Below are 18,401 nucleotides of genomic sequence, written 5' to 3'. Positions count from 1 at the left end.
GGGTCGTGAGCACCGCGGCTGGCCGGGGCTCGAGCGATCGAGGTCTAGCCCCAGCCGAGCGCCCGCAGACCGGCCGCGACCGCCGCAGCCCCGACCACGACCACCAGGAACGGTGCTCGCAGGCACAGCAGCACCACCGCCGCGCCGAGGCCCGCCAGTCGCGCATCGAGCACGATGTCGCTGCCGCTGGTCGCGGTCTGCGTGGCGACCAGAGCCCCCAGCAGCGCGATCGGCAGCAGCGTCGTGATCCGGGAGACCTGCGGGCGCTCGAGCACGTCCGGGGGAGCCTGATAGCCCACCCATTTCTGTGCGAACGAGAGCACCGAGGCGGCGATCACCGCGATCCACAGCATGCTCATCGTGATCCACCTTCCGATCGTTCCTCGTCGCTCGCAGGCTCCTCAGCGGGCTCAGCGGGCTCAGCGGGCTCAGCGGGCTCAGCGGGCTCAGTGTGTTCTGCGGGCTCAGCATCCGGCGCGGTGTCGACCTCGATCTCGTGGTGCACCAGGCGCCGACGCGAGGGCAGCAGCCCCGCGACCACCGCCACCAGCGCCGCGGCCAGCACAGGCAGCCCGGAGGGGAGCGCGGGGGTGGTCACCAGCGCCACGAAGGCCGCGGCCACGGCGACTGCGACCGCCTCGCCACTGCGCAGGCGCGGCCACAGCAGCGCGATGAACGCTCCCGCTGCGGCTGCATCCAGCCCCCACGCCCCCGGATCCGCGACATGCTGTCCGGCCAGTGCACCCACCAGCGAGAACAGATTCCAGAAGACGTACACCCACACACCTGCGGCCCAGAACCCGGCCCGCTTCTCCGTGGTCGTGGTGCCGCCTGCCGCCAGTGCGGCGGACTCGTCGATCGTCAGGTGCGCCCGGGCGAGGCCTCGGAAGCCGCCCTGGGGCAGGGACGGAGCCAGGATCAGTCCGTACAGGGTGTTGCGGATCCCGAGCAGCACGGCGGCCAGCGCCGCCCCGATCGCCGAGCCCCCACCGCCCACCACCCCGATGAAGGCGAACTGGCTGCCGCCGGTGAACATCACCGCCGAGAGCACCATCGCCTGCCAGACATCCAATCCGGATGCGGTGGCCAGGGCTCCGAAGGAGATGCCGTACAGGCCGGTGGCCACCCCGATCGACAGCCCGGTCCGGCGGATGGTGCGCAGACGCTCGGCGATGGCGGGGCCGGGGCTCATCGAGGTCGGTGAAGCGGTGGTCATGATGCTCGACACTCTACGGTCACCTGCGCGGATGCTGCCGTCCTGTCCCGTGATCGGTATGAGATTCTGGAGGCATGACGTCTTCTTCTGTCCCCTCCCATGCTGTCCCTTCGGAAGGGCAGGCACTGCCGATGCGCACCTCTGCGCTGCTGCTGGACATGGATGGGACCCTCATCGATTCGGGCCCGTCGGTCGAACGCTCCTGGAACCAGCTGCTGCGCGAGCTCGGCACAGATCTCACCTTCGGCGCGGAGCAGCATGGCAAGCCAGCCCGTCAGGTCCTCGGCGAGCTGCTGCCGGAGCTCGATGAGGCGGCGCTGGACGCCGCTCACCGCCGGATCGAAGAGCTCGAGATCGCCGATGTCGCGGAGATCGTCGTGCTGCCGGGCACCGAAAGGCTGCTGCGCGAGCTCGATGAGGCCGCGGCACAGATCGGTCGCGCCACCTGGACCATCGTCACCTCCTGCACCAGGCCGCTGTTCGAGGCGCGCTGGGCCCGCACCGGCCTGCCGGTCCCCGCGGGTCTCGTCACCGCCGACCAGGTCAGCAAGGGCAAGCCGGATCCCGAGCCTTACCTGCTGGGTGCTGAGCGGCTCGGCATCGATCCCGCCGACACCACCGTGATCGAGGACTCGATCGGAGGCCTGCACTCCGGTGCTGCGGCCGGATCCCGCACCATCGCGGTGACCAGCACCACGCCGGCCAGCGACCTCGCTCCGCTGGCAGATGCGCTGGTCACGTCGTTGGACGACCTCGAGCTCCGGGTCGATGGGGCCGAGCTGGTCCTCTCACGCCGCGGCAGCTGAATTTCACGTCGCGCCTGCCTCGGCGGGTCTTGACCCGTTGATAAGCTCGGGCGGCCGAACCCGGTCCGTCCGCGCGCCTGGAGTCCTCGGGTGCGTCCCTGATGCCCCTCCCTCTCTGTGCCGAGCGCCCTGACTGCGGGCGGCAGCCGTCCCCCTCGAAAGGACTCGTCCCATGTGCGGAATCGCCGGTACCTACGGATTCGGTGCTGACACCGAGGACATCGCCCGCCGGATGAGCGGCGCGCTGGCCCATCGCGGTCCCGACGGCGAAGGACTCTTCGTCGACGACCAGACCGGGCTGGCCCATCGCCGACTGGCCATCATCGACCGTGAGCACGGCGCTCAGCCGATGACCACGGCGGATGGCCGCTACACGATCATCTACAACGGTGAGACCTACAACTACCTCGACCTGCGCTCCGAGCTCGAGGGCCTCGGCCACGTCTTCCGGACCGACTCCGACACCGAGGTGCTGCTCGAGGCACACGCGGAGTGGGGCACTTCCGCCTACGACCGCTTCAACGGCATGTTCGCCTTCGCGATCCATGACGCGCACACCGGCACCGTCACGGTCGCTCGCGACCACTTCGGCATCAAGCCCCTCTACTACTGGGTCGACCCCGCCACCGGCACAGGCACAGATGCTGGCACCCCCAGAGTCGTCTTCGGCTCCGAGATCCGCTCGCTCCTGGCAGCCCGCGTGTTCGAGGCCGCGCCGGATGACCGCGCGGTCTACCGCTACCTGAAGTTCCGCGTCCAGGACGACGACTCCCAGACCTTCTTCGCGGGCGTGAACCGGCTGATGGCCGGTGAGGTGCTGGAGATCAGCGCCGACGGCACCGCGACCTCCTCCTTCACCCGGCTCAAGGACGAGCTGCGCGAGATCGCCGCGCGTCCCAGCCGCCCGTACGACCAGCAGGTCGTGGACGAGTACCGCGAGCGCTTCCAGGAGTCGGTGCGCCTGCGCCTGCAGTCCGAGGTGCCCGTGGGCACCTCGCTCTCCGGTGGCCTGGACTCCTCCGCGGTCGCCGCCGTGATCGCCCGCCAGCTGCGCGAGCAGCCCGAGGACGAGCGCTACAGCGCCGTCGGCACCCGGCAGAACACCTTCTCGGCCGTCTTCCCGAACTCCTCGAACGATGAGGAGCGCTATGTCGACGCGCTGCTGGAGGAGAACCGCGGGCAGATCACCGCCCACAAGATCCTGCCCCAGCCCGCGGCCTTCCTCGAGGACCTGCACGACTTCGTGCGCACCCAGGAGGAGCCGATCATCTCCACCGGCCCGTACGCGCAGTACGCGGTGATGCGCGAGGCCAGCAAGCACGTCACCGTGCTGCTGGACGGCCAGGGCGCCGACGAGATGATGGCCGGGTACAACCCGTACTTCTATGTCTACCTGCGCCAGCTGCGCCGCCAGAAGCGCTTCAAGGAGCTTGCGAGCGAGGTCGTCGGCTCCCGCGACATCCTCCGCAAGCTCGCCCGCACCAAGTTCTCCGGCCGCACCTCCGTGCCGATCGAGGCGCTGCTGAACTCCGGCTTCGTCGCCGAGCACAGCCACGAGAAGGTCACCTCGATCCAGGACGACCTCAAGGAGCGACTGCTCGAGGACACCTTCAAAGCCTCCCTGCCGTCGCTGCTGCGCTACGAGGACAAGAACACGATGCGCTTCAGCATCGAGGGTCGCGTCCCCTTCGTGGACAAGGAGCTGCTGAAGTTCCTGTTCTCCCTCGACGAATCCGCGATCATCCATGATGGCTGGAACAAGCGGATCCTGCGCGAGTCGATGGACGGGATCCTCCCCGACATGATCTCCAAGCGCCGCAACAAGATCGGCTTCACCACCCCCGAGGGGGAGTGGTTCCGCACGATCGCGCCGGAGCTTCGAGACGTGTTCGCCTCGGCATCCTTCGCCTCGCGTCCCTACTTCGACGCCCCCAGCGTGCTGGCGCTGTTCGACGACTACATCGCCCACCCCGAGAACCACGGCACGCTGATGTTCTGGCGCCTGCTGAACGTCGAGCTGTGGATGCGCACCTTCTTCGACGATGCCGAGGGCGCCACCCTCGCGCTCGGCGGCTCCGCGCAGACCGGTGCCCAGGCCGCCCCGACCGTGCCCGCCCCGACGGCAGGTCCCGGCGAGGCTGACCAGGCAGAGGAGACCGAGGCGCCCAAGAGCGACTACGTCGCCAACCCGGACAAGCAGCTCGATCTCGTCTCCACGACAGACCGCCGCAGCTGGCGTCGACTGCCTCTGCAGACCGAGCTGGTGGCTCGCGGCGACGACATCGAGAAGCTCGCCCGTGAGCGCGTCGAACGTTTCGCCGCCGGACTCCCCGCCGGGACCGTGCCCGCCGGAGCGCCCTGGTACTTCGTGATCAGCGAGAAGATCATCGCGATCGCGCAGGGCCGCTCCTGGTTCACCTGGGAGGTCAAGCCCCGCCGCTCGGCGAAGGTGCTCAGCCGCTTCGTCACGCGCACCCCGGCCGGTATCGGCCTGGGCGACCCCACCACGATGGAGCTCGCGATCCGCGAGGTCGGACTGCCCCGGGTGCTCGCGGCCTCCGCGGCCGGCGCCGCGGGCAAGGTGATCGGTCGGAAGGGTCTGTTCTACGAGGTCGTCGGCGCGAACGTGCGGGCGATCGACGGACCGACCCCGTACTCGGCGTTCCCCTCGAACGTCTCCGCCAAGCTGCCGCCGAAGGATCCGGATGCGGTCTCCGCACGGATCTCCGCGGCGATCCGCAGCGCGGACATCCCCGCCGAGCTGCGCGAGAGCTTCGTGGGAACCGTGGTGATGGATGCCAACGACATCGGCCGCAATGTCCTGGGCTCCGACGTGTCGACGCCGCACGAGCACCTCGAGGCGACCTTCGCGGACAACCCGCTCGGCCAGGGCCGTCAGCGCACCCCGCTGGCGATCCTCGTCGATCTCGGCATCGCGTCACAGCAGTGAGCAGCCGCGGGCCTGGTCTAGGCTCCGGGCAGCAGAACATTCTCGGGAGGAGACCATGACCAGCACCGAAACGCGCTCTGCGCGACCGTTCGGCGCGGTGGGGACCGCGATGGTCACCCCGCTCACCGAGGACGGCCATGGCGTGGACCTGGAGTCCGCGCAGAAGCTGGCCGACCATGTGGCCCGGCACGGCAACGACATGATCGTGGTCTCCGGCACCACCGGGGAGGCGCCCACCCTCACTGACGTCGAGAAGCTCGAGCTGGCTCGCGCGGTGAGGGATGCCGTCGGCCCCGAGGTCACCGTGGTCGCAGGGGTCGGCACCTACGACACCGCCCACTCGATCGACCTCGCGCGGGAGCACGCCAAGCTCGGGATCGACGGGCTGCTGGTGGTCACCCCGTACTACTCCAAGCCCAGCCAGGCCGGGATCATCGCGCACACCACCGCGATCGCGGATTCCACGGACCTGCCGGTGATGCTCTATGACATCCCGGGCCGCACCGGCACCCCGCTGAGCTTCGAAACCCTGCTGCGCCTCGGCGAGAACCCGCGGATCCTCGCAGTGAAGGACGCCAAGGCTGATCTGCAGCAGGCGAGCCGGGTCATGGCGCAGACGGACCTCGTCTACTACTCCGGCGAGGACGGGCTGAACCTGCCCTGGATGTCCATCGGCGCTGCCGGGATGGTGTCCGTGGTCGGCCAGGTCGCCGGCGATCTCGAGCGGGAGATGGTCGAGGCCGTGGATCGGGACGATCTGCCCGCCGCGCTCGCCGCGCACCGCGCGCTGGTCCCGGTGGTCGAAGCGATCATGAACCACATGCCCGGTGCCGTGGCCGCGAAGGCCGCACTCCACCTGCAGGGCGTGCTGCCGCATGCTGCGATGCGCGGCCCGCACGTCCCGGCCGACACCGACCAGCTGCGCATGCTCTCGGACGCACTGGACGCCGCTGGCCTGCTCTGAGCAGAATCACCCCTCTGACCAGCGCGGAGCTGCCGATGTCCACTGCCTTCTCCCAGCGTCCCGACCTGCCGCCGGAGCTCGAGCCCGGCACTCTGCGGATCACGCCGCTCGGCGGGCTCGGAGACGTCGGCCGCAATATGACCGTCCTCGAGTTCGACGGGCGTCTGCTGATCGTCGACTGCGGAGTGCTCTTCCCCGAGGACTCCCAGCCCGGCGTCGACCTGATCCTCCCCGACTTCGATCTCATCGCCGATCGCCTGGCCGACGTCGAGGCGATCATCCTGACCCACGGCCATGAGGACCACATCGGGGCGGTGCCCTACCTGCTGCGGCGGCGGCCCGACATCCCCCTGGTGGGCAGCAGGCTCACGCTCGCCTTCCTCGAGGCGAAGCTGAAGGAGCACAGGATCCGTCCCGTCACCACCGTGGTGGCGGAAGGACAGCAGCTGGACTTCGGGCCCTTCGACTGCGAGTTCGTAGCGGTCAACCACTCGATCCCCGACGCCCTCGCGGTGCACGTGGCCACCCCGGCCGGCACGGTGCTCCACACAGGCGACTTCAAGATGGACCAGCTGCCGCTCGATGGCAGGATCACCGATCTGCGCGCCTTCGCCCGGCTCGGCGAGGCCGGCGTGGACCTGTTCATGACGGACTCCACCAATGCGGAGGTCCCGGGGTTCACCGTCGGGGAGCAGGAGATCGGCCCCACCCTCGAGGCGATCTTCGCCCGCGCCCGGCAGAAGATCGTGGTCGCGTCCTTCTCCAGCCACGTCCACCGTGTTCAGCAGGTGCTGGACGCCGCCGCGCGCCATGGCCGCAGAGTCGCCTTCGTCGGCCGTTCGATGGTGCGGAACATGGGCATCGCCGCCGAGCTCGGCTACCTCCACGTCCCGCCGGACACGATCATCGACGCGAAACAGATCGGCAGCCTCCCCGAGGAACAGGTCGTGCTGATGTGCACCGGCAGCCAGGGCGAGCCGATGGCGGCGCTGGGACGCATCGCGAAGGGCGACCACCAGGTGAGCGTGGGCCCGGGTGACGTCGTCATCCTCGCCTCGTCCCTCATCCCGGGCAACGAGAACTCCGTGTTCCGGGTGATCAACGGGCTGATGGCGCTCGGCGCCGAGGTGATCCACAAGGGCTCCGCCACGGTCCACACCTCAGGGCACGCCAGCGCCGGGGAGCTGCTGTACTGCTACAACATCGTGCGGCCCCGCAACGTGATGCCGATCCATGGCGAGGTGCGCCATCTCATCGCGAACGGGAAGCTCGCCGAGTTCACCGGGGTCCCGCGCGAGCGGATCGTGCTGGCCCAGGACGGACATGTCATCGATCTGAAGAACGGCATCGCCGCCACGGTCGGCGCGGTGCCGAACAGCTATGTGTATGTGGACGGCTCGAGCGTCGGCGAGATCTCCGAGGCCGACCTCCAAGACCGTCGCACGCTCGGGGGTGAGGGCTTCATCTCTCTGTTCGCCGTGGTCAGTGCCGAGACTGGAGCGCTGATCGTCGGGCCGGAGATCCACATCCGTGGGATGGCCGAGGACCACGGCGTCTTCGAGGAGATCCGGCCGGAGATCGTCGCGGCGCTGGAGAACGCGATCGCAGAGCAGTCCGAGCGCAGGGACACCTATCGGCTGCAGCAGGTGATGCGTCGGGTGGTGGGACGCTATGTCTCCCGGCGATTGCGGCGACGACCGATGATCGTCCCCGTCGTCATCGAGTCCTGACCCTCCCGTCCGGGGCGAGCCGGCTCTGAGACCGCCCGTGTGACGAGGCCGGGGGCCCCGCCTCCCGAGTGCGGGGTGGCGCGGAATGTAGCATCGGGCTCATGGCGACACGTACGTCTTCCCCCGCACGTGCGTCGAAAGGCTCCTCTCGGACCGCTGCTGCCGGCACCTCGCGCACCACCGGCTCCGGGGCGAACGACCCCTCGACGCTCCCTCTGCCGGTGCGCGCTGTGCGCTCCGGCTATCTGGCGATCGCTCGCATGGTCGGCGGAATGATCCGCTCGATCGGCGTGCAGCGATGGGAGGTCGCCCCTGAGCAGCGACGTGACGGCTATGCGCTGTTCCTCCTGCTCATCGCGATCCTGGTCGCCGTCGTCGAATGGTGGCAGTCCACGGGACCGGTGCTCGGTGCCGTGCACACCGCGGTGGCCGGCACCTTCGGGATCTCCTCGATGGTGATCCCGCTGCTGGCCGCCGGCTGGTCCCTGCGCATGTTCCGACGCCCGGATCAGGTGCGCGCCAACTCCCGCATCGCGATCGGCATCGCGATCCTGCTCACCGCGATCTCGGCGATCGCCTCGGTCTCGGCACGGCTGCCCGCTCCGGCGGACGGAATCGACGCGCTTGCCCGCGGGGGAGGGGTGCTGGGCTTCCTGGCCGCCGCCCCGCTCGAGGCGCTCCTCCCGCCGGTCGCGGTGGTCGTCATCCACTCACTCCTGATCGCCTTCGGGATCCTCGTGCTCACCGCCACCCCGGTCGAGTCGATCCCCTCGCGCCTGCGCGACGTCTACGACGTCGCCGTGGGCCGCAGCGAGGAGGAGGACGCGGAGCGGGTCGCCTTCGGGCTGCGCCCCCGCCGGGTGGACCCCGCGATGCACGAGCAGGCGACCGAGGCCCAGACCACCGGCAGGCCCCGCCGTCGCAGCCGTCGGGAGAAGGCCGAAGCGGCCGAGCGCGATCACGAGAACTTCGGCTACGTCGGCGACGAGGCCTTCGAACAGGGCGTGGACGAGGACGCCGCGACGGCGGCGACGGCGAAGAAGAAGAGCCGCCGCACCGCCCAGCGCCGCAGCGCCCCCGCCGACGCCGCGGATGTCTACGACGTGGTCGAGGACGAGAACCACCGCGCCAAGACCTTCCCGGGCAAGGGCGCGGCGGGCCCCGATGCCACGACGCCGCTGCCTTCGGCCGCGAAGTCCGCCGCCGCCAGGACCACCCCGACCAAGGCTGTGCCGACCAAGCCGGCACAGGAGGAGAAGGCGGAGCTGGTCCCGCCACCGATGGGCGACCTTCCCCGCGCCGGCGAACAGCTGGAGCTCGCCGGAGACATCGTCTACACGCTGCCGGACTCCTCCTTCCTGCTGGAGGGTCCGCCCCACAAGACCCGCTCCGAGGCCAACGACCATGTGGTCGCCGCACTCGGCGAGGTCTTCGAGCAGTTCAACGTCAATGCCGAGGTGGTCGGCTTCTCCCGTGGTCCCACGGTGACCCGCTACGAGGTCGAGCTCGCTCCGGGCACCAAGGTCGAGAAGGTCACGGCCCTGGACAAGAACATCTCCTACGCCGTGGCCAGCGCCGACGTGCGGATCCTCTCGCCGATCCCCGGCAAGAAGGCCATCGGCATCGAGATCCCCAACACCGACCGCGAGACGGTCGCGCTGGGCGACGTGCTGCGCAGCTCCGTGGCGCGCCGCAACGAGCACCCGCTGGTGATGGGCGTGGGCAAGGACGTCGAGGGCGGCTACGTCGTCGCGAACCTCGCCAAGATGCCCCACCTGCTCGTCGCCGGTGCCACCGGAGCCGGCAAGTCCAGCTTCGTGAACTCCATGATCACCTCCATCCTGATGCGTTCCACGCCGGAGGAGGTGCGGATGGTGCTGGTGGACCCCAAGCGCGTCGAACTCACCATCTACGAGGGCATCCCGCACCTGATCACTCCGATCATCACCAACCCGAAGAAGGCCGCCGAAGCCCTCGAGTGGGTCGTCAAGGAGATGGACGCCCGCTACGACGACCTCGCCGCCTTCGGGTTCAAGCACCTCGACGACTTCAACAAGGCCGTCCGGGCCGGAGAGGTGAAGCTGCCCGCCGGCAGCGAGCGCCGCCTCGCCCCGTACCCCTACCTGCTGGTCGTGGTCGACGAGCTCGCGGACCTGATGATGGTCGCCCCGCGCGACGTCGAGGCGTCGATCCAGCGCATCACGCAGCTCGCACGAGCTGCCGGGATCCACCTGATCCTGGCCACCCAGCGCCCCTCGGTCGACGTCGTCACCGGCATCATCAAAGCCAATGTGCCCAGCCGTCTCGCCTTCGCGACCTCGTCGCTGCAGGACTCCCGGGTCATCCTCGACTCCGTCGGCGCCGAGAAGCTGATCGGTCAGGGCGACGCCCTGTTCCACCCGATGGGCAAGGCCAAGCCGATGCGTGTTCAGGGCGCCTGGGTCAACGAGTCCGAGATCCACAAGGTCGTCGACCACGTCAAGACCCAGATGAAGCCCAACTATCGCGAGGACGTCCAGGTCGTCGCGGCCAAGAAGCAGATCGACGACGACATCGGCGACGATCTCGACGTCCTGCTGCAGGCAGCGGAGCTCGTGGTCACCACCCAGTTCGGCTCCACCTCGATGCTGCAGCGCAAGCTCCGGGTGGGCTTCGCGAAGGCTGGTCGCCTGATGGATCTGCTCGAGTCCCGCGAGATCGTGGGCCCCTCCGAGGGATCCAAGGCCCGCGACGTGCTGGTCCATCCCGACGAGCTCGGCACCGCCATCGCCCGCATCCGCGGCGAGGACGTCCCGGCGGATGGCGAGGATGAGCCCTATGCCGCCGATCAGGCCGTCGACCTCGAACAGGAGGATCCGGAGCCGGTCGCCGAGGGTCACGGCGGGGATGATCGCTACGCGAACGATCCGCTGGCCGATGACGGCTCCGAGCCCGCGATCGACTATCACGATGACGGGGACGAGGAGCAGAGCGAGGACGTCTGGAGCCTCACCGGCCGCTGAGCCGGCGAGCGACCCCGCAAGCCACTCCGTTCACTCGCCCCGCCGTCCACCCACCCCGCCGTCCGCCCACCTCACCAGCGATCGTTCAGCCTCGACCGCCCACCTCCACCTTCAGCCCGCATCACCGATGCGGACCCCGCCCCACAGCCAGGAGCCCCGATGACCACCCCGCGCACCGAAGAGGTCCCGCTCTGGAACATCGCCAACATCCTCACCATGGTGAGGTGTGCGATGGTCCCGCTGCTGGTGGTGCTCGCGATCCTGTACGCAGACTCGGTGCCCGGCAGATTGCTGGTCGCCGGAGTGTTCGTGCTCGCGATGATCACGGACTTCGCGGACGGCTATCTCGCGCGCAGCCGGAACCTGATCACCGACTTCGGCAAGATCATGGACCCGATCGCAGACAAGGCGATGACCGGGGCAGCGCTGATCATGCTCTCGGTGTGGGAGTACGTGCCGTGGTGGATGACAATCCTGATCCTGGTGCGCGAGTTCGGCATCACGATCATGCGCTTCACGATCCTCAAGTACGGGGCGCTGCCGGCGAACATGGCCGGCAAGGCCAAGACGATGGTCCAGACCATCGCCATCACCTTCTGCCTGATCCCCTTCGAATTGTGGTGGACCCCGGCCCGCTGGATCGGCCTCGCGCTGGTGCTCCTGGCCGTGGTGCTGACCGTCTGGTCCGGAGTCGTCAACCTCAAGGACGGCCTGCGGCTGCGTCGTGAGGCCCTGGCCGGGAACGCATGAGCACGTCGCCGGGCTCGTCGTCGCACGACGCAGCCGTCCAAGGGGGAGACACCGGGAGCGGCGCTGGAACCGCTGGCCGGAACGGGAACGGGACCGGGTCCGGCAGCAAGGGTGAACGACCCGTCGATCCTGCCTCCCTCATCGCCCGCGCCTCCGCACGGGGATGGTGGATCGCGACCGCCGAGTCGCTGACGGCCGGCGGACTGGTGGCCCGCCTGGTGGACGCGCCCGGGGCCAGTGCGGCGATCGCCGGGGGAGCGGCCTGCTATTCCTACGAGGCCAAGACCCGTGTGCTCGGGATCGACCCTGACCTGCTCTCCGCCACCGGTGCGGTGACTGCAGAGGTCGCGACCGCGATGGCGGAAGGAGCGCTCAGCCTGTACGGCGCCGATATCGCCGTGTCCACCACCGGGGTGGCGGGCCCCGGCCCTGACGAGAGGGGGGTCGCCCAGGGCACGGTGTTCCTGGGCCTCGCCCAGCGCGGCGCGAGAACCGTGACCCGTGAACTCCGTCTCAGCGGGGGGAGAGCCCAGATCCGGTCCCGGACCGTCGATGCCGCACTCGTGCTGCTGGACGAGGCGCTCGCGGAGCAGCAGCCGCCCAGCTCAGCCAGTCAGCGCTGATCGCTCCTCCCCATCGTCCCGCCATGCACACCCTCCAGGGAATGATCGGGCGTGGCCCACTACACTCTGGGGAACAGTTTCTCGGGTGCGGGCGTTGTGCCTTCTGTGATGACATCGACGTACCGCATTCCCGAGGTGCACCATCAGTTCACCCACAGTCAGAGGAAAGGAGGCAGGTCCATGATTCTGTTCCGCCAGGAGCTGGGAGACGTGCTGCGCGACGCGCGCCGTACCCAGGGCCGCACGCTTCGGCAGGTATCCTCCGACGCCCGTGTGTCACTGGGCTATCTCAGTGAGATCGAGCGCGGCCAGAAGGAGGCCTCCAGCGAGCTGCTGGTCTCCGTGACCGATGCGCTCGGTCTCCCGTTGTCCTTCGTGCTGCGCGAGGTGTCCGAGAGGATCGCGATCGCTGAGCAGGTGACGATCCCCGATACCGTCCCCGAGGGTCTGGTCGACGGCACGAAGCCGCTGGTCGGCGCTCGCTGAGGTGCGACGCAGCGAGTTCACCGAGCTGGCCGACCATGTCTTCGGGCCGGCACTCGCACGCATATACACCCAGGACCTCGTGCTCGAGGAGATCGGCGGACTGACCGCCGAGCAGGCTCTCGAGCACGGGGTCCCCGTGCGTTCGGTGTGGACAGCCCTGTGCGATGCCATGGACGTCCCCGACTCCGCGCGGTGGGAGATCCCGCTCGCGCAGCGGCGGCGCTGAGCAGGCCCGAGCTCTCGAGCAGATCCGTTCACGACACACCGCACGACACGCCGCGATCTGGTTCGCGTTCGAACGTCTGTTCGGTAGTCTGTTCCTCGACGGTCCTCCCAGCACCCGCTCCACACACCGACCTCTCCTCCCCAGCGCCCCTCCATCCACAGGGGTCACGGACAGCGGTCGAATGTCGGGGTCGGCGCCTAGTGTGGCCGCACTGGTCACCGCGTCGGTACTCCCGGCCCTCAGGAAGGAACAAGCACATGGCTGCACCGAAGTCATCCAAGCCCCCGGTCACGAAGTCGTCCGCAAAGGACCGCAGCTCCTCGCTCGACAGCGCACTCGCGCAGATCGATCGGCAGTTCGGCAAGGGCTCGATCATGCGCCTGGGCGACGACACCCGCCCGCCGGTCGAGGTCATCCCCACCGGCTCGGTGGCGCTGGACGCAGCATTGGGTATCGGCGGTCTGCCCCGCGGGCGCATCGTGGAGATCTACGGCCCGGAGTCCTCCGGCAAGACCACGCTCGCCCTCCACGCCGTGGCCAACGCGCAGCGCAACGGCGGCATCGCGGCTTTCATCGATGCCGAGCATGCGATGGATCCGGAGTACGCGAAGAAGCTCGGCGTCGACACCGACGCACTGCTGGTCTCCCAGCCGGACACCGGTGAGCAGGCCCTGGAGATCACCGACATGCTGATCCGCTCCGGCGCACTGGACATCGTCGTCATCGACTCGGTCGCCGCACTGGTGCCCAAGGCAGAGATCGAAGGCGAGATGGGCGACTCGCACGTCGGCCTGCAGGCTCGCCTGATGTCGCAGGCGCTGCGCAAGCTCACCGGTGCGCTCTCCGCCTCGGGCACCACCGCGATCTTCATCAACCAGCTGCGCGAGAAGATCGGCGTGTTCTTCGGCAGCCCGGAGACCACCACCGGTGGCAAGGCGCTGAAGTTCTATGCCTCGGTGCGTATGGACATCCGCCGCATCGAGACTCTCAAGACCGGCACCGACGCCGTGGGCAACCGCACCCGGGTCAAGGTCGTGAAGAACAAGATGGCTCCGCCCTTCAAGCAGGCCGAGTTCGACATCCTCTACGGCGAGGGGATCTCCCGCGAAGGCGGCCTGATCGACCTCGGCGTCGAGCACGGCCTGGTCCGCAAGTCCGGTGCCTGGTTCACCTATGAGGGGGATCAGCTGGGGCAGGGCAAGGAGAACTCCCGACAGTTCCTCAAGGACAATCCGGACCTGGCCGCGGAGATCGAGGAGAAGATCCTCCGCACCCTCGGAGTGGGCAAGTACGCCGCCGAGCCCGAGGCGCCGGCGACCGAGGCTCCCCTCGGCGAGGACGAGTTCCTCGACGAGGATGTCCCCGCCACGATCTGATCGATGGCACCTCAGCACGCACGCGGCGGCGCCGACGACCACCCGGTCGCCGGCGCCGCCGCTGTTGACCAGAAGTCCTCACCGCCCGCCCCGTCCCGGGAGGCGCGGACCCGTACCCGGCTGACCGAACGCACCCAGGAGATTCTGGACCGTCCCCGCCCCGTCGTGGACCCCGAGCACGCCGAGCGTGAACGGGCCGTGGTCCACGAATGCCGGTACCTGATGCGACTGCTGTCCACACGCCGCCGGTCAGCTGGCGAAATGCGGGAGCGCCTCACCCAGCGGGAAGTCCCGGGGGCGATCGCCCATGAGGCGATGGCCCGCATCGACCGGGCCGGCCTGATCGACGATGCCGTTTTCGCCCACGAGTGGGTCCAGCAGAGGCGGGTATTGCGGGCCCTGGGGGATGAGGCGCTGCGCCGCGAGCTCGAGAAGAAGCGCGTCGCGACCGAGCTTATCGAGGAGGCACTGTCCTCCGTCCAGGACTCCGGTGATGAGGAGCAGCGCTGCCGGGACCTGGTGCAGTCCAGGATCGGCCATCGGGACCGTGAGCAGCTGCGCACCGAACGCGACGGCGCCCACCGCCGACGGCTCTCACGGCGGCTGGATGCCCTGCTCACCCGCAAGGGGTACCCGGGCAGCCTCGCGATCCACGTGATCTCCGCAGAGCTCCGTGCTGCCGCGCAGGAGCCGGCGGACTGAGCCTGGCGACCCGAGGGGGGACCGCGTCGCCCGCCGACCTCCTCGCCTCCCGAGGAGCCGACAGCGGTGTCGGGGTCTGTCATGGCATTGTGACCTTCCTCCAGCAGCGACGAACCTCCAGGTCGCTGCCCGCATCGAGGTGCCGCGGGGATGCCGACTGAGGAGTGGGAGACGTACTCTGGCACCACTATGTCCCTCAGCTCCCACACCCCGACACTCGACCTGCACTCCTCCGCGCTCGACGGTCCTGCGACCGCGCGAGGCACCTATCAGGTGCGCACCTTCGGCTGCCAGATGAACGTCCACGACTCCGAGCGCCTCACCGGCATGCTCGAGGAGTCCGGCTACGTCGCCGCACCGGAGAGCGCCGACGCCCGCCGCGGCGAAGTCGATGTGATCGTGTTCAACACCTGTGCCGTCCGCGAGAACGCGGACAAGAAGCTCTACGGCACCCTCGGTGCGCTGCGCCCCGGCAAGGACGCCAACCCGGGCATGCAGATCGCCGTCGGCGGCTGCCTCGCCCAGAAGGACCGCCAGACGATCGTCGAGCGGGCGCCTTGGGTCGACGTCGTCTTCGGCACCCACAACATCGGCTCGCTGCCGGTGCTGCTGGACCGCTCCCGACACAACGCCGAGGCGCAGGTGGAGATCCTCGAGTCGCTCGAGGTGTTCCCCTCCACCCTTCCCACCCGACGCGAATCCGCCTACGCCGCCTGGGTCTCGATCTCCGTGGGCTGCAACAACACCTGCACCTTCTGCATCGTGCCCTCGCTGCGGGGCAAGGAGAAGGACCGCCGCCCAGGGGAGATCCTCGCGGAGGTGCGCGATGTGGTCGACTCCGGTGCCATCGAGGTCACCCTGCTGGGGCAGAACGTGAACTCCTATGGCGTCGAGTTCGGTGACCGCGGCGCCTTCGCGAAGCTGCTGCGCGCGTGCGGTGAGATCGACGGGCTGGAGCGGGTGCGCTTCACCTCCCCGCACCCGGCGATGTTCACCGACGACGTGATCGACGCGATGGCAGAGACCCCGAACGTGATGCCGCAGCTGCACATGCCGCTGCAGTCCGGCAGCGATGATGTGCTGCGCCGGATGAAGCGGTCCTACCGCAGCAAGAAGTTCCTCGGCATCCTGGAGAAGGTCAGGGGACGTATCCCGGAGGCGGCGATCACCACCGACATCATCGTCGGCTTCCCGGGGGAGACCGAAGACGACTTCCAGCGCACCCTCGACGTCGTGGAGGCCTCCCGCTTCTCGAGCGCCTTCACCTTCCAGTACTCCATCCGCCCCGGCACCCCTGCGGCGACCATGGACGACCAGATCCCCAAGGAGATCGTCCAGGAGCGGTTCGAGCGCCTGACCGCGCTCCAGGACCGGCTCGCCCACGAGGAGAACCAGAAGCTCGGAGGGAGCACGGTCGAGATCCTGGTGGCCGAAGGGGAGGGCGGCCGCGATGCACAGACCCGGCGGCTCTCAGGCCGGGCCCGCGATCACCGGCTGGTCCACTTCTCGCTGCCCGAGGGGATCACGGACGCGGAGCGTCCCCGCCCCGGGGATCTGGTCACGGCGACCGTGACCCATGCCGCGCCCTTCTACCTCATCGCGGACAGCGCGCTGGTCGACGGCACGGCGGAGCAAGCTGCGCTCGGTCCGGAGCGGTTCTCCGTGCGACGCACCCGTTCGGGAGACGCCTGGGAGGCCGGCGTGCAGGGGCTCGATGCCGGAGGCTCCTGCGGGACCGGTGGCGGCACGACGGCGAATGGCCCGGTCACCCTCGGAATTCCGGGGCTGCGGCGCGCCTGAGCACTGCGGCCGGTGCGAGGGATCAGAGCGAGCACCGCGACCAGATCGAGCATCGCGACCGGATCGAGCACTGTGACCAGATGACGATGGCCGGCAGTGAACCGGCGGCGCGTCAGCTGTCGAGCTCGTCGAGCTCGGGGCCGAGACGCTCCTCAAGGCTGTGGAAGAACGCGATCACGGTGCTCAGCCCGCACTTGATCGCGTTGTCGATCTGAGAATCCAGGGCACCGGCACGGAAATCCGCGGCGAGCTCGCCGTAGACGCCGAGCAGGCCCTCCGATTCGCGGCGGACGTAGACCTTGGGCCAGATCCGGTTCATGTTCCACTCGTTGCAGAGCTTGATCATCTCCACTTTGCGGGAGACATCCACGGAATGGCTCCACCGGCCTCGGGTCTGCAGCACGCCGTGCTCGTCCCCGGAGATCATGAACTGGAATCTGTAGTCGTCGAACCGGGCACGCACGATATCGGGATGCTCATCATCCTCGACGTAGGCGTAGCCATAGCGGGTGAGGCTGTCCTCGACCCGTGACAGGGACAGGGGCGCCAGACCTTCGGCAGAGTCCGTGTCCATGTGAACAGGGGACTCGTTCGGTGCAGTCACTTCCAACCTCAGGCGTTCGACGTAGGGATCAGAGCGATCCGAGGTCTCGGATCGCGGATCACCCTACTCCCTCCTCGTGGGAAGGTCCCGCCTCGCGGTGGTGATCCCGCTGACCATCGATGCAGGGCGCCGATAGGGTGCCTCCCATGGATGCCCACGCCGCTCAGCCCGGGACCGCTGCAGCGGCCTCCCGCAGCCCCTTGATCGCGGTGGTCGGCGCCACCGCCACCGGCAAGTCCGATCTCGCGATCGCGCTCGCAGAGCAGTTGGACGGCGAGGTCATCAACGCCGACGCGCTGCAGCTGTACCGGGGGATGGACATCGGCACGGCGAAGGTCACCGCGCAGGAGCGCCGCGGGGTCCGGCACCACCTGCTGGACGTCCTGGAGGTCACCCAGGAGGCGAGCGTGTCCGCCTACCAGCGCGATGCGCGCGCGGCTGCCGCAGAGATCCGCGACCGGGGGAGGGTGCCGATCCTGGTGGGCGGCTCCGGGCTGTACGTGCGCGCCGCCCTCGATGACATCGAGTTCCCGCCCACGGACCCAGCGGTCCGCTCCCGTCTCGAGGAGCGTGCGGCCCAGGAGGGGCCCGAGGCCCTGCACCGCGAGCTGGCCGGAACGGACCCGGAGGCGGCGCGCACGATCGGCCACCACGACACCCGGCGGATCGTCAGGGCGCTCGAGGTCGGGGAGCTGACCGGACGTCCCTTCGCCGCGTTCCTCCCGCAGCCCCGCTACCTCGACCCCGGCACCATCCAGCTGGGCCTGCGCCTGGAGCGTCCGCTGCTGCATGCACGGATCGCCGCCCGAGTGCAGCGGATGGTCGACCAGGGGCTCATGGAGGAGATCCGCGCGCTGCGCGACCGAGGGCTGGACCAGGGTCTCACCGCACGCCGGGCGATCGGCTATGAGCAGGGGCTCGCCGTGCTCGCCGGCACCATGAGCTGCCCCGACGCGATCGAAGCGACGATCACGGGCACCCGGCGTCTGGTGCGCAAGCAGGACACCTGGTTCCGTCGTGACCCGCGGGTGCATTGGCTCGATGCCGCGCTCGGGGCAGACCTGGTCGAGCATGCGCTGCGGCAGATCGAATCGTCCATCATCGCGCCGCAGCGCTCGCAGTCGTAGGGTCGGGGCGTCATCGGCACGGGCCATGGTCGTAGGCTC

At 69.1% G+C, this 18,401-nt stretch carries 16 protein-coding genes; 13 read left to right on the top strand and 3 right to left on the bottom strand.

Translation table 11 applies throughout. The features are described from left to right. Positions 1 to 44: 44 nt before the first annotated feature. Both ACT3T9_RS13310 and ACT3T9_RS13305 read right to left on the bottom strand, forming a co-directional pair. Positions 45 to 359, bottom strand: coding sequence for an AzlD domain-containing protein (locus ACT3T9_RS13310; protein WP_441443553.1), 315 nt, complete (start codon positions 357 to 359; stop codon positions 45 to 47). Beyond that, positions 356 to 1,216 carry an AzlC family ABC transporter permease gene (locus ACT3T9_RS13305; protein ID WP_444501726.1) on the bottom strand — a complete coding sequence of 287 codons (861 nt, stop codon included), beginning with the start codon at positions 1,214 to 1,216 and terminating at the stop codon, positions 356 to 358. Before ACT3T9_RS13305 ends, ACT3T9_RS13310 begins: the two co-directional genes overlap by 4 nt. Positions 1,217 to 1,290: 74 nt before the next feature. On the opposite strand from ACT3T9_RS13305, the gene ACT3T9_RS13300 reads away from it, so the two are divergent. The 12 genes from ACT3T9_RS13300 to miaB all read left to right on the top strand — a co-directional run bounded on the left by ACT3T9_RS13300 (position 1,291) and on the right by miaB (position 16,631). After that, the gene (locus tag ACT3T9_RS13300) at positions 1,291 to 2,022 is read left to right on the top strand and encodes an HAD-IA family hydrolase (RefSeq protein WP_441443551.1); all 732 of its coding nucleotides are present in this window, start codon (positions 1,291 to 1,293) and stop codon (positions 2,020 to 2,022) included. Between the two features lie 172 nt (positions 2,023 to 2,194). Next, a complete protein-coding gene (gene asnB, locus ACT3T9_RS13295; protein ID WP_442332495.1) occupies positions 2,195 to 4,972 on the top strand; it encodes an asparagine synthase (glutamine-hydrolyzing) in 2,778 nt (925 codons plus the stop codon). A gap of 55 nt (positions 4,973 to 5,027) precedes the next feature. Continuing rightward, positions 5,028 to 5,936 carry a 4-hydroxy-tetrahydrodipicolinate synthase gene (gene dapA, locus ACT3T9_RS13290; protein WP_441443549.1) on the top strand — a complete coding sequence of 303 codons (909 nt, stop codon included), beginning with the start codon at positions 5,028 to 5,030 and terminating at the stop codon, positions 5,934 to 5,936. 35 nt (positions 5,937 to 5,971) lie between these two features. Further along, positions 5,972 to 7,666, top strand: coding sequence for a ribonuclease J (locus ACT3T9_RS13285; protein WP_441443548.1), 1,695 nt, complete (start codon positions 5,972 to 5,974; stop codon positions 7,664 to 7,666). Positions 7,667 to 7,767: 101 nt separating this feature from the next. After that, positions 7,768 to 10,668 carry a DNA translocase FtsK 4TM domain-containing protein gene (locus tag ACT3T9_RS13280; protein ID WP_441443547.1) on the top strand — a complete coding sequence of 967 codons (2,901 nt, stop codon included), beginning with the start codon at positions 7,768 to 7,770 and terminating at the stop codon, positions 10,666 to 10,668. Between the two features lie 159 nt (positions 10,669 to 10,827). Beyond that, positions 10,828 to 11,418, top strand: coding sequence for a CDP-diacylglycerol--glycerol-3-phosphate 3-phosphatidyltransferase (gene pgsA / locus ACT3T9_RS13275; RefSeq protein WP_441443546.1), 591 nt, complete (start codon positions 10,828 to 10,830; stop codon positions 11,416 to 11,418). Then, the gene (locus tag ACT3T9_RS13270; RefSeq protein WP_441443545.1) at positions 11,415 to 12,041 is read left to right on the top strand and encodes a CinA family protein; all 627 of its coding nucleotides are present in this window, start codon (positions 11,415 to 11,417) and stop codon (positions 12,039 to 12,041) included. Before pgsA ends, ACT3T9_RS13270 begins: the two co-directional genes overlap by 4 nt. 180 nt (positions 12,042 to 12,221) lie before the next feature. Beyond that, positions 12,222 to 12,527 (top strand): helix-turn-helix domain-containing protein, encoded by a 306-nt coding sequence (locus tag ACT3T9_RS13265; protein ID WP_441443544.1) that lies wholly within the window; start codon positions 12,222 to 12,224, stop codon positions 12,525 to 12,527. A gap of 1 nt (position 12,528) precedes the next feature. Further along, positions 12,529 to 12,753: a DUF3046 domain-containing protein gene (locus ACT3T9_RS13260; protein ID WP_444606759.1), complete on the top strand. Its 225-nt coding sequence runs from the start codon at positions 12,529 to 12,531 to the stop codon at positions 12,751 to 12,753. A gap of 257 nt (positions 12,754 to 13,010) precedes the next feature. Next, entirely contained in the window at positions 13,011 to 14,129 is a 1,119-nt protein-coding gene (gene recA / locus ACT3T9_RS13255; protein WP_441443542.1) for a recombinase RecA, read from the top strand. Between the two features lie 3 nt (positions 14,130 to 14,132). Beyond that, a complete protein-coding gene (locus ACT3T9_RS13250) occupies positions 14,133 to 14,831 on the top strand; it encodes a regulatory protein RecX (RefSeq protein WP_444501728.1) in 699 nt (232 codons plus the stop codon). A 189-nt stretch (positions 14,832 to 15,020) separates the two neighbouring features. After that, entirely contained in the window at positions 15,021 to 16,631 is a 1,611-nt protein-coding gene (gene miaB / locus ACT3T9_RS13245) for a tRNA (N6-isopentenyl adenosine(37)-C2)-methylthiotransferase MiaB (protein WP_444592175.1), read from the top strand. Between the two features lie 112 nt (positions 16,632 to 16,743). Here miaB and ACT3T9_RS13240 read toward each other — a convergent pair whose 3' ends face one another. After that, complete coding sequence (locus ACT3T9_RS13240) at positions 16,744 to 17,205, bottom strand: YbjN domain-containing protein (RefSeq protein WP_441443539.1); 462 nt, start codon at positions 17,203 to 17,205, stop codon at positions 16,744 to 16,746. Positions 17,206 to 17,381: 176 nt separating this feature from the next. On the opposite strand from ACT3T9_RS13240, the gene miaA reads away from it, so the two are divergent. Then, positions 17,382 to 18,362, top strand: a complete 981-nt coding sequence (gene miaA, locus ACT3T9_RS13235) for a tRNA (adenosine(37)-N6)-dimethylallyltransferase MiaA (protein ID WP_444599552.1) — start codon at positions 17,382 to 17,384, stop codon at positions 18,360 to 18,362. Positions 18,363 to 18,401 lie beyond the last annotated feature (39 nt).

Origin of the sequence: Brachybacterium sp. AOP29-B2-41 (assembly GCF_052378395.1) — a bacterium.
Lineage (GTDB): Bacteria > Actinomycetota > Actinomycetes > Actinomycetales > Dermabacteraceae > Brachybacterium.
The sequence above is the reverse complement of the archived record's forward strand: the minus strand, read 5'-3'. Positions and strand labels throughout refer to the sequence as shown.

Bases quoted from the DNA above. Each gene is read 5' to 3' on its own strand.
- ACT3T9_RS13310 (WP_441443553.1), bottom strand. From the start codon at position 359: ATGAGCATGCTGTGGATCGCGGTGATCGCCGCCTCGGTGCTCTCGTTC.
- ACT3T9_RS13305 (WP_444501726.1), bottom strand. From the start codon at position 1,216: ATGACCACCGCTTCACCGACCTCGATGAGCCCCGGCCCCGCCATCGCC.
- ACT3T9_RS13300 (WP_441443551.1), top strand. From the start codon at position 1,291: ATGACGTCTTCTTCTGTCCCCTCCCATGCTGTCCCTTCGGAAGGGCAG.
- asnB (WP_442332495.1), top strand. From the start codon at position 2,195: ATGTGCGGAATCGCCGGTACCTACGGATTCGGTGCTGACACCGAGGAC.
- dapA (WP_441443549.1), top strand. From the start codon at position 5,028: ATGACCAGCACCGAAACGCGCTCTGCGCGACCGTTCGGCGCGGTGGGG.
- ACT3T9_RS13285 (WP_441443548.1), top strand. From the start codon at position 5,972: ATGTCCACTGCCTTCTCCCAGCGTCCCGACCTGCCGCCGGAGCTCGAG.
- ACT3T9_RS13280 (WP_441443547.1), top strand. From the start codon at position 7,768: ATGGCGACACGTACGTCTTCCCCCGCACGTGCGTCGAAAGGCTCCTCT.
- pgsA (WP_441443546.1), top strand. From the start codon at position 10,828: ATGACCACCCCGCGCACCGAAGAGGTCCCGCTCTGGAACATCGCCAAC.
- ACT3T9_RS13270 (WP_441443545.1), top strand. From the start codon at position 11,415: ATGAGCACGTCGCCGGGCTCGTCGTCGCACGACGCAGCCGTCCAAGGG.
- ACT3T9_RS13265 (WP_441443544.1), top strand. From the start codon at position 12,222: ATGATTCTGTTCCGCCAGGAGCTGGGAGACGTGCTGCGCGACGCGCGC.
- recA (WP_441443542.1), top strand. From the start codon at position 13,011: ATGGCTGCACCGAAGTCATCCAAGCCCCCGGTCACGAAGTCGTCCGCA.
- ACT3T9_RS13250 (WP_444501728.1), top strand. From the start codon at position 14,133: ATGGCACCTCAGCACGCACGCGGCGGCGCCGACGACCACCCGGTCGCC.
- miaB (WP_444592175.1), top strand. From the start codon at position 15,021: ATGTCCCTCAGCTCCCACACCCCGACACTCGACCTGCACTCCTCCGCG.
- ACT3T9_RS13240 (WP_441443539.1), bottom strand. From the start codon at position 17,205: ATGGACACGGACTCTGCCGAAGGTCTGGCGCCCCTGTCCCTGTCACGG.
- miaA (WP_444599552.1), top strand. From the start codon at position 17,382: ATGGATGCCCACGCCGCTCAGCCCGGGACCGCTGCAGCGGCCTCCCGC.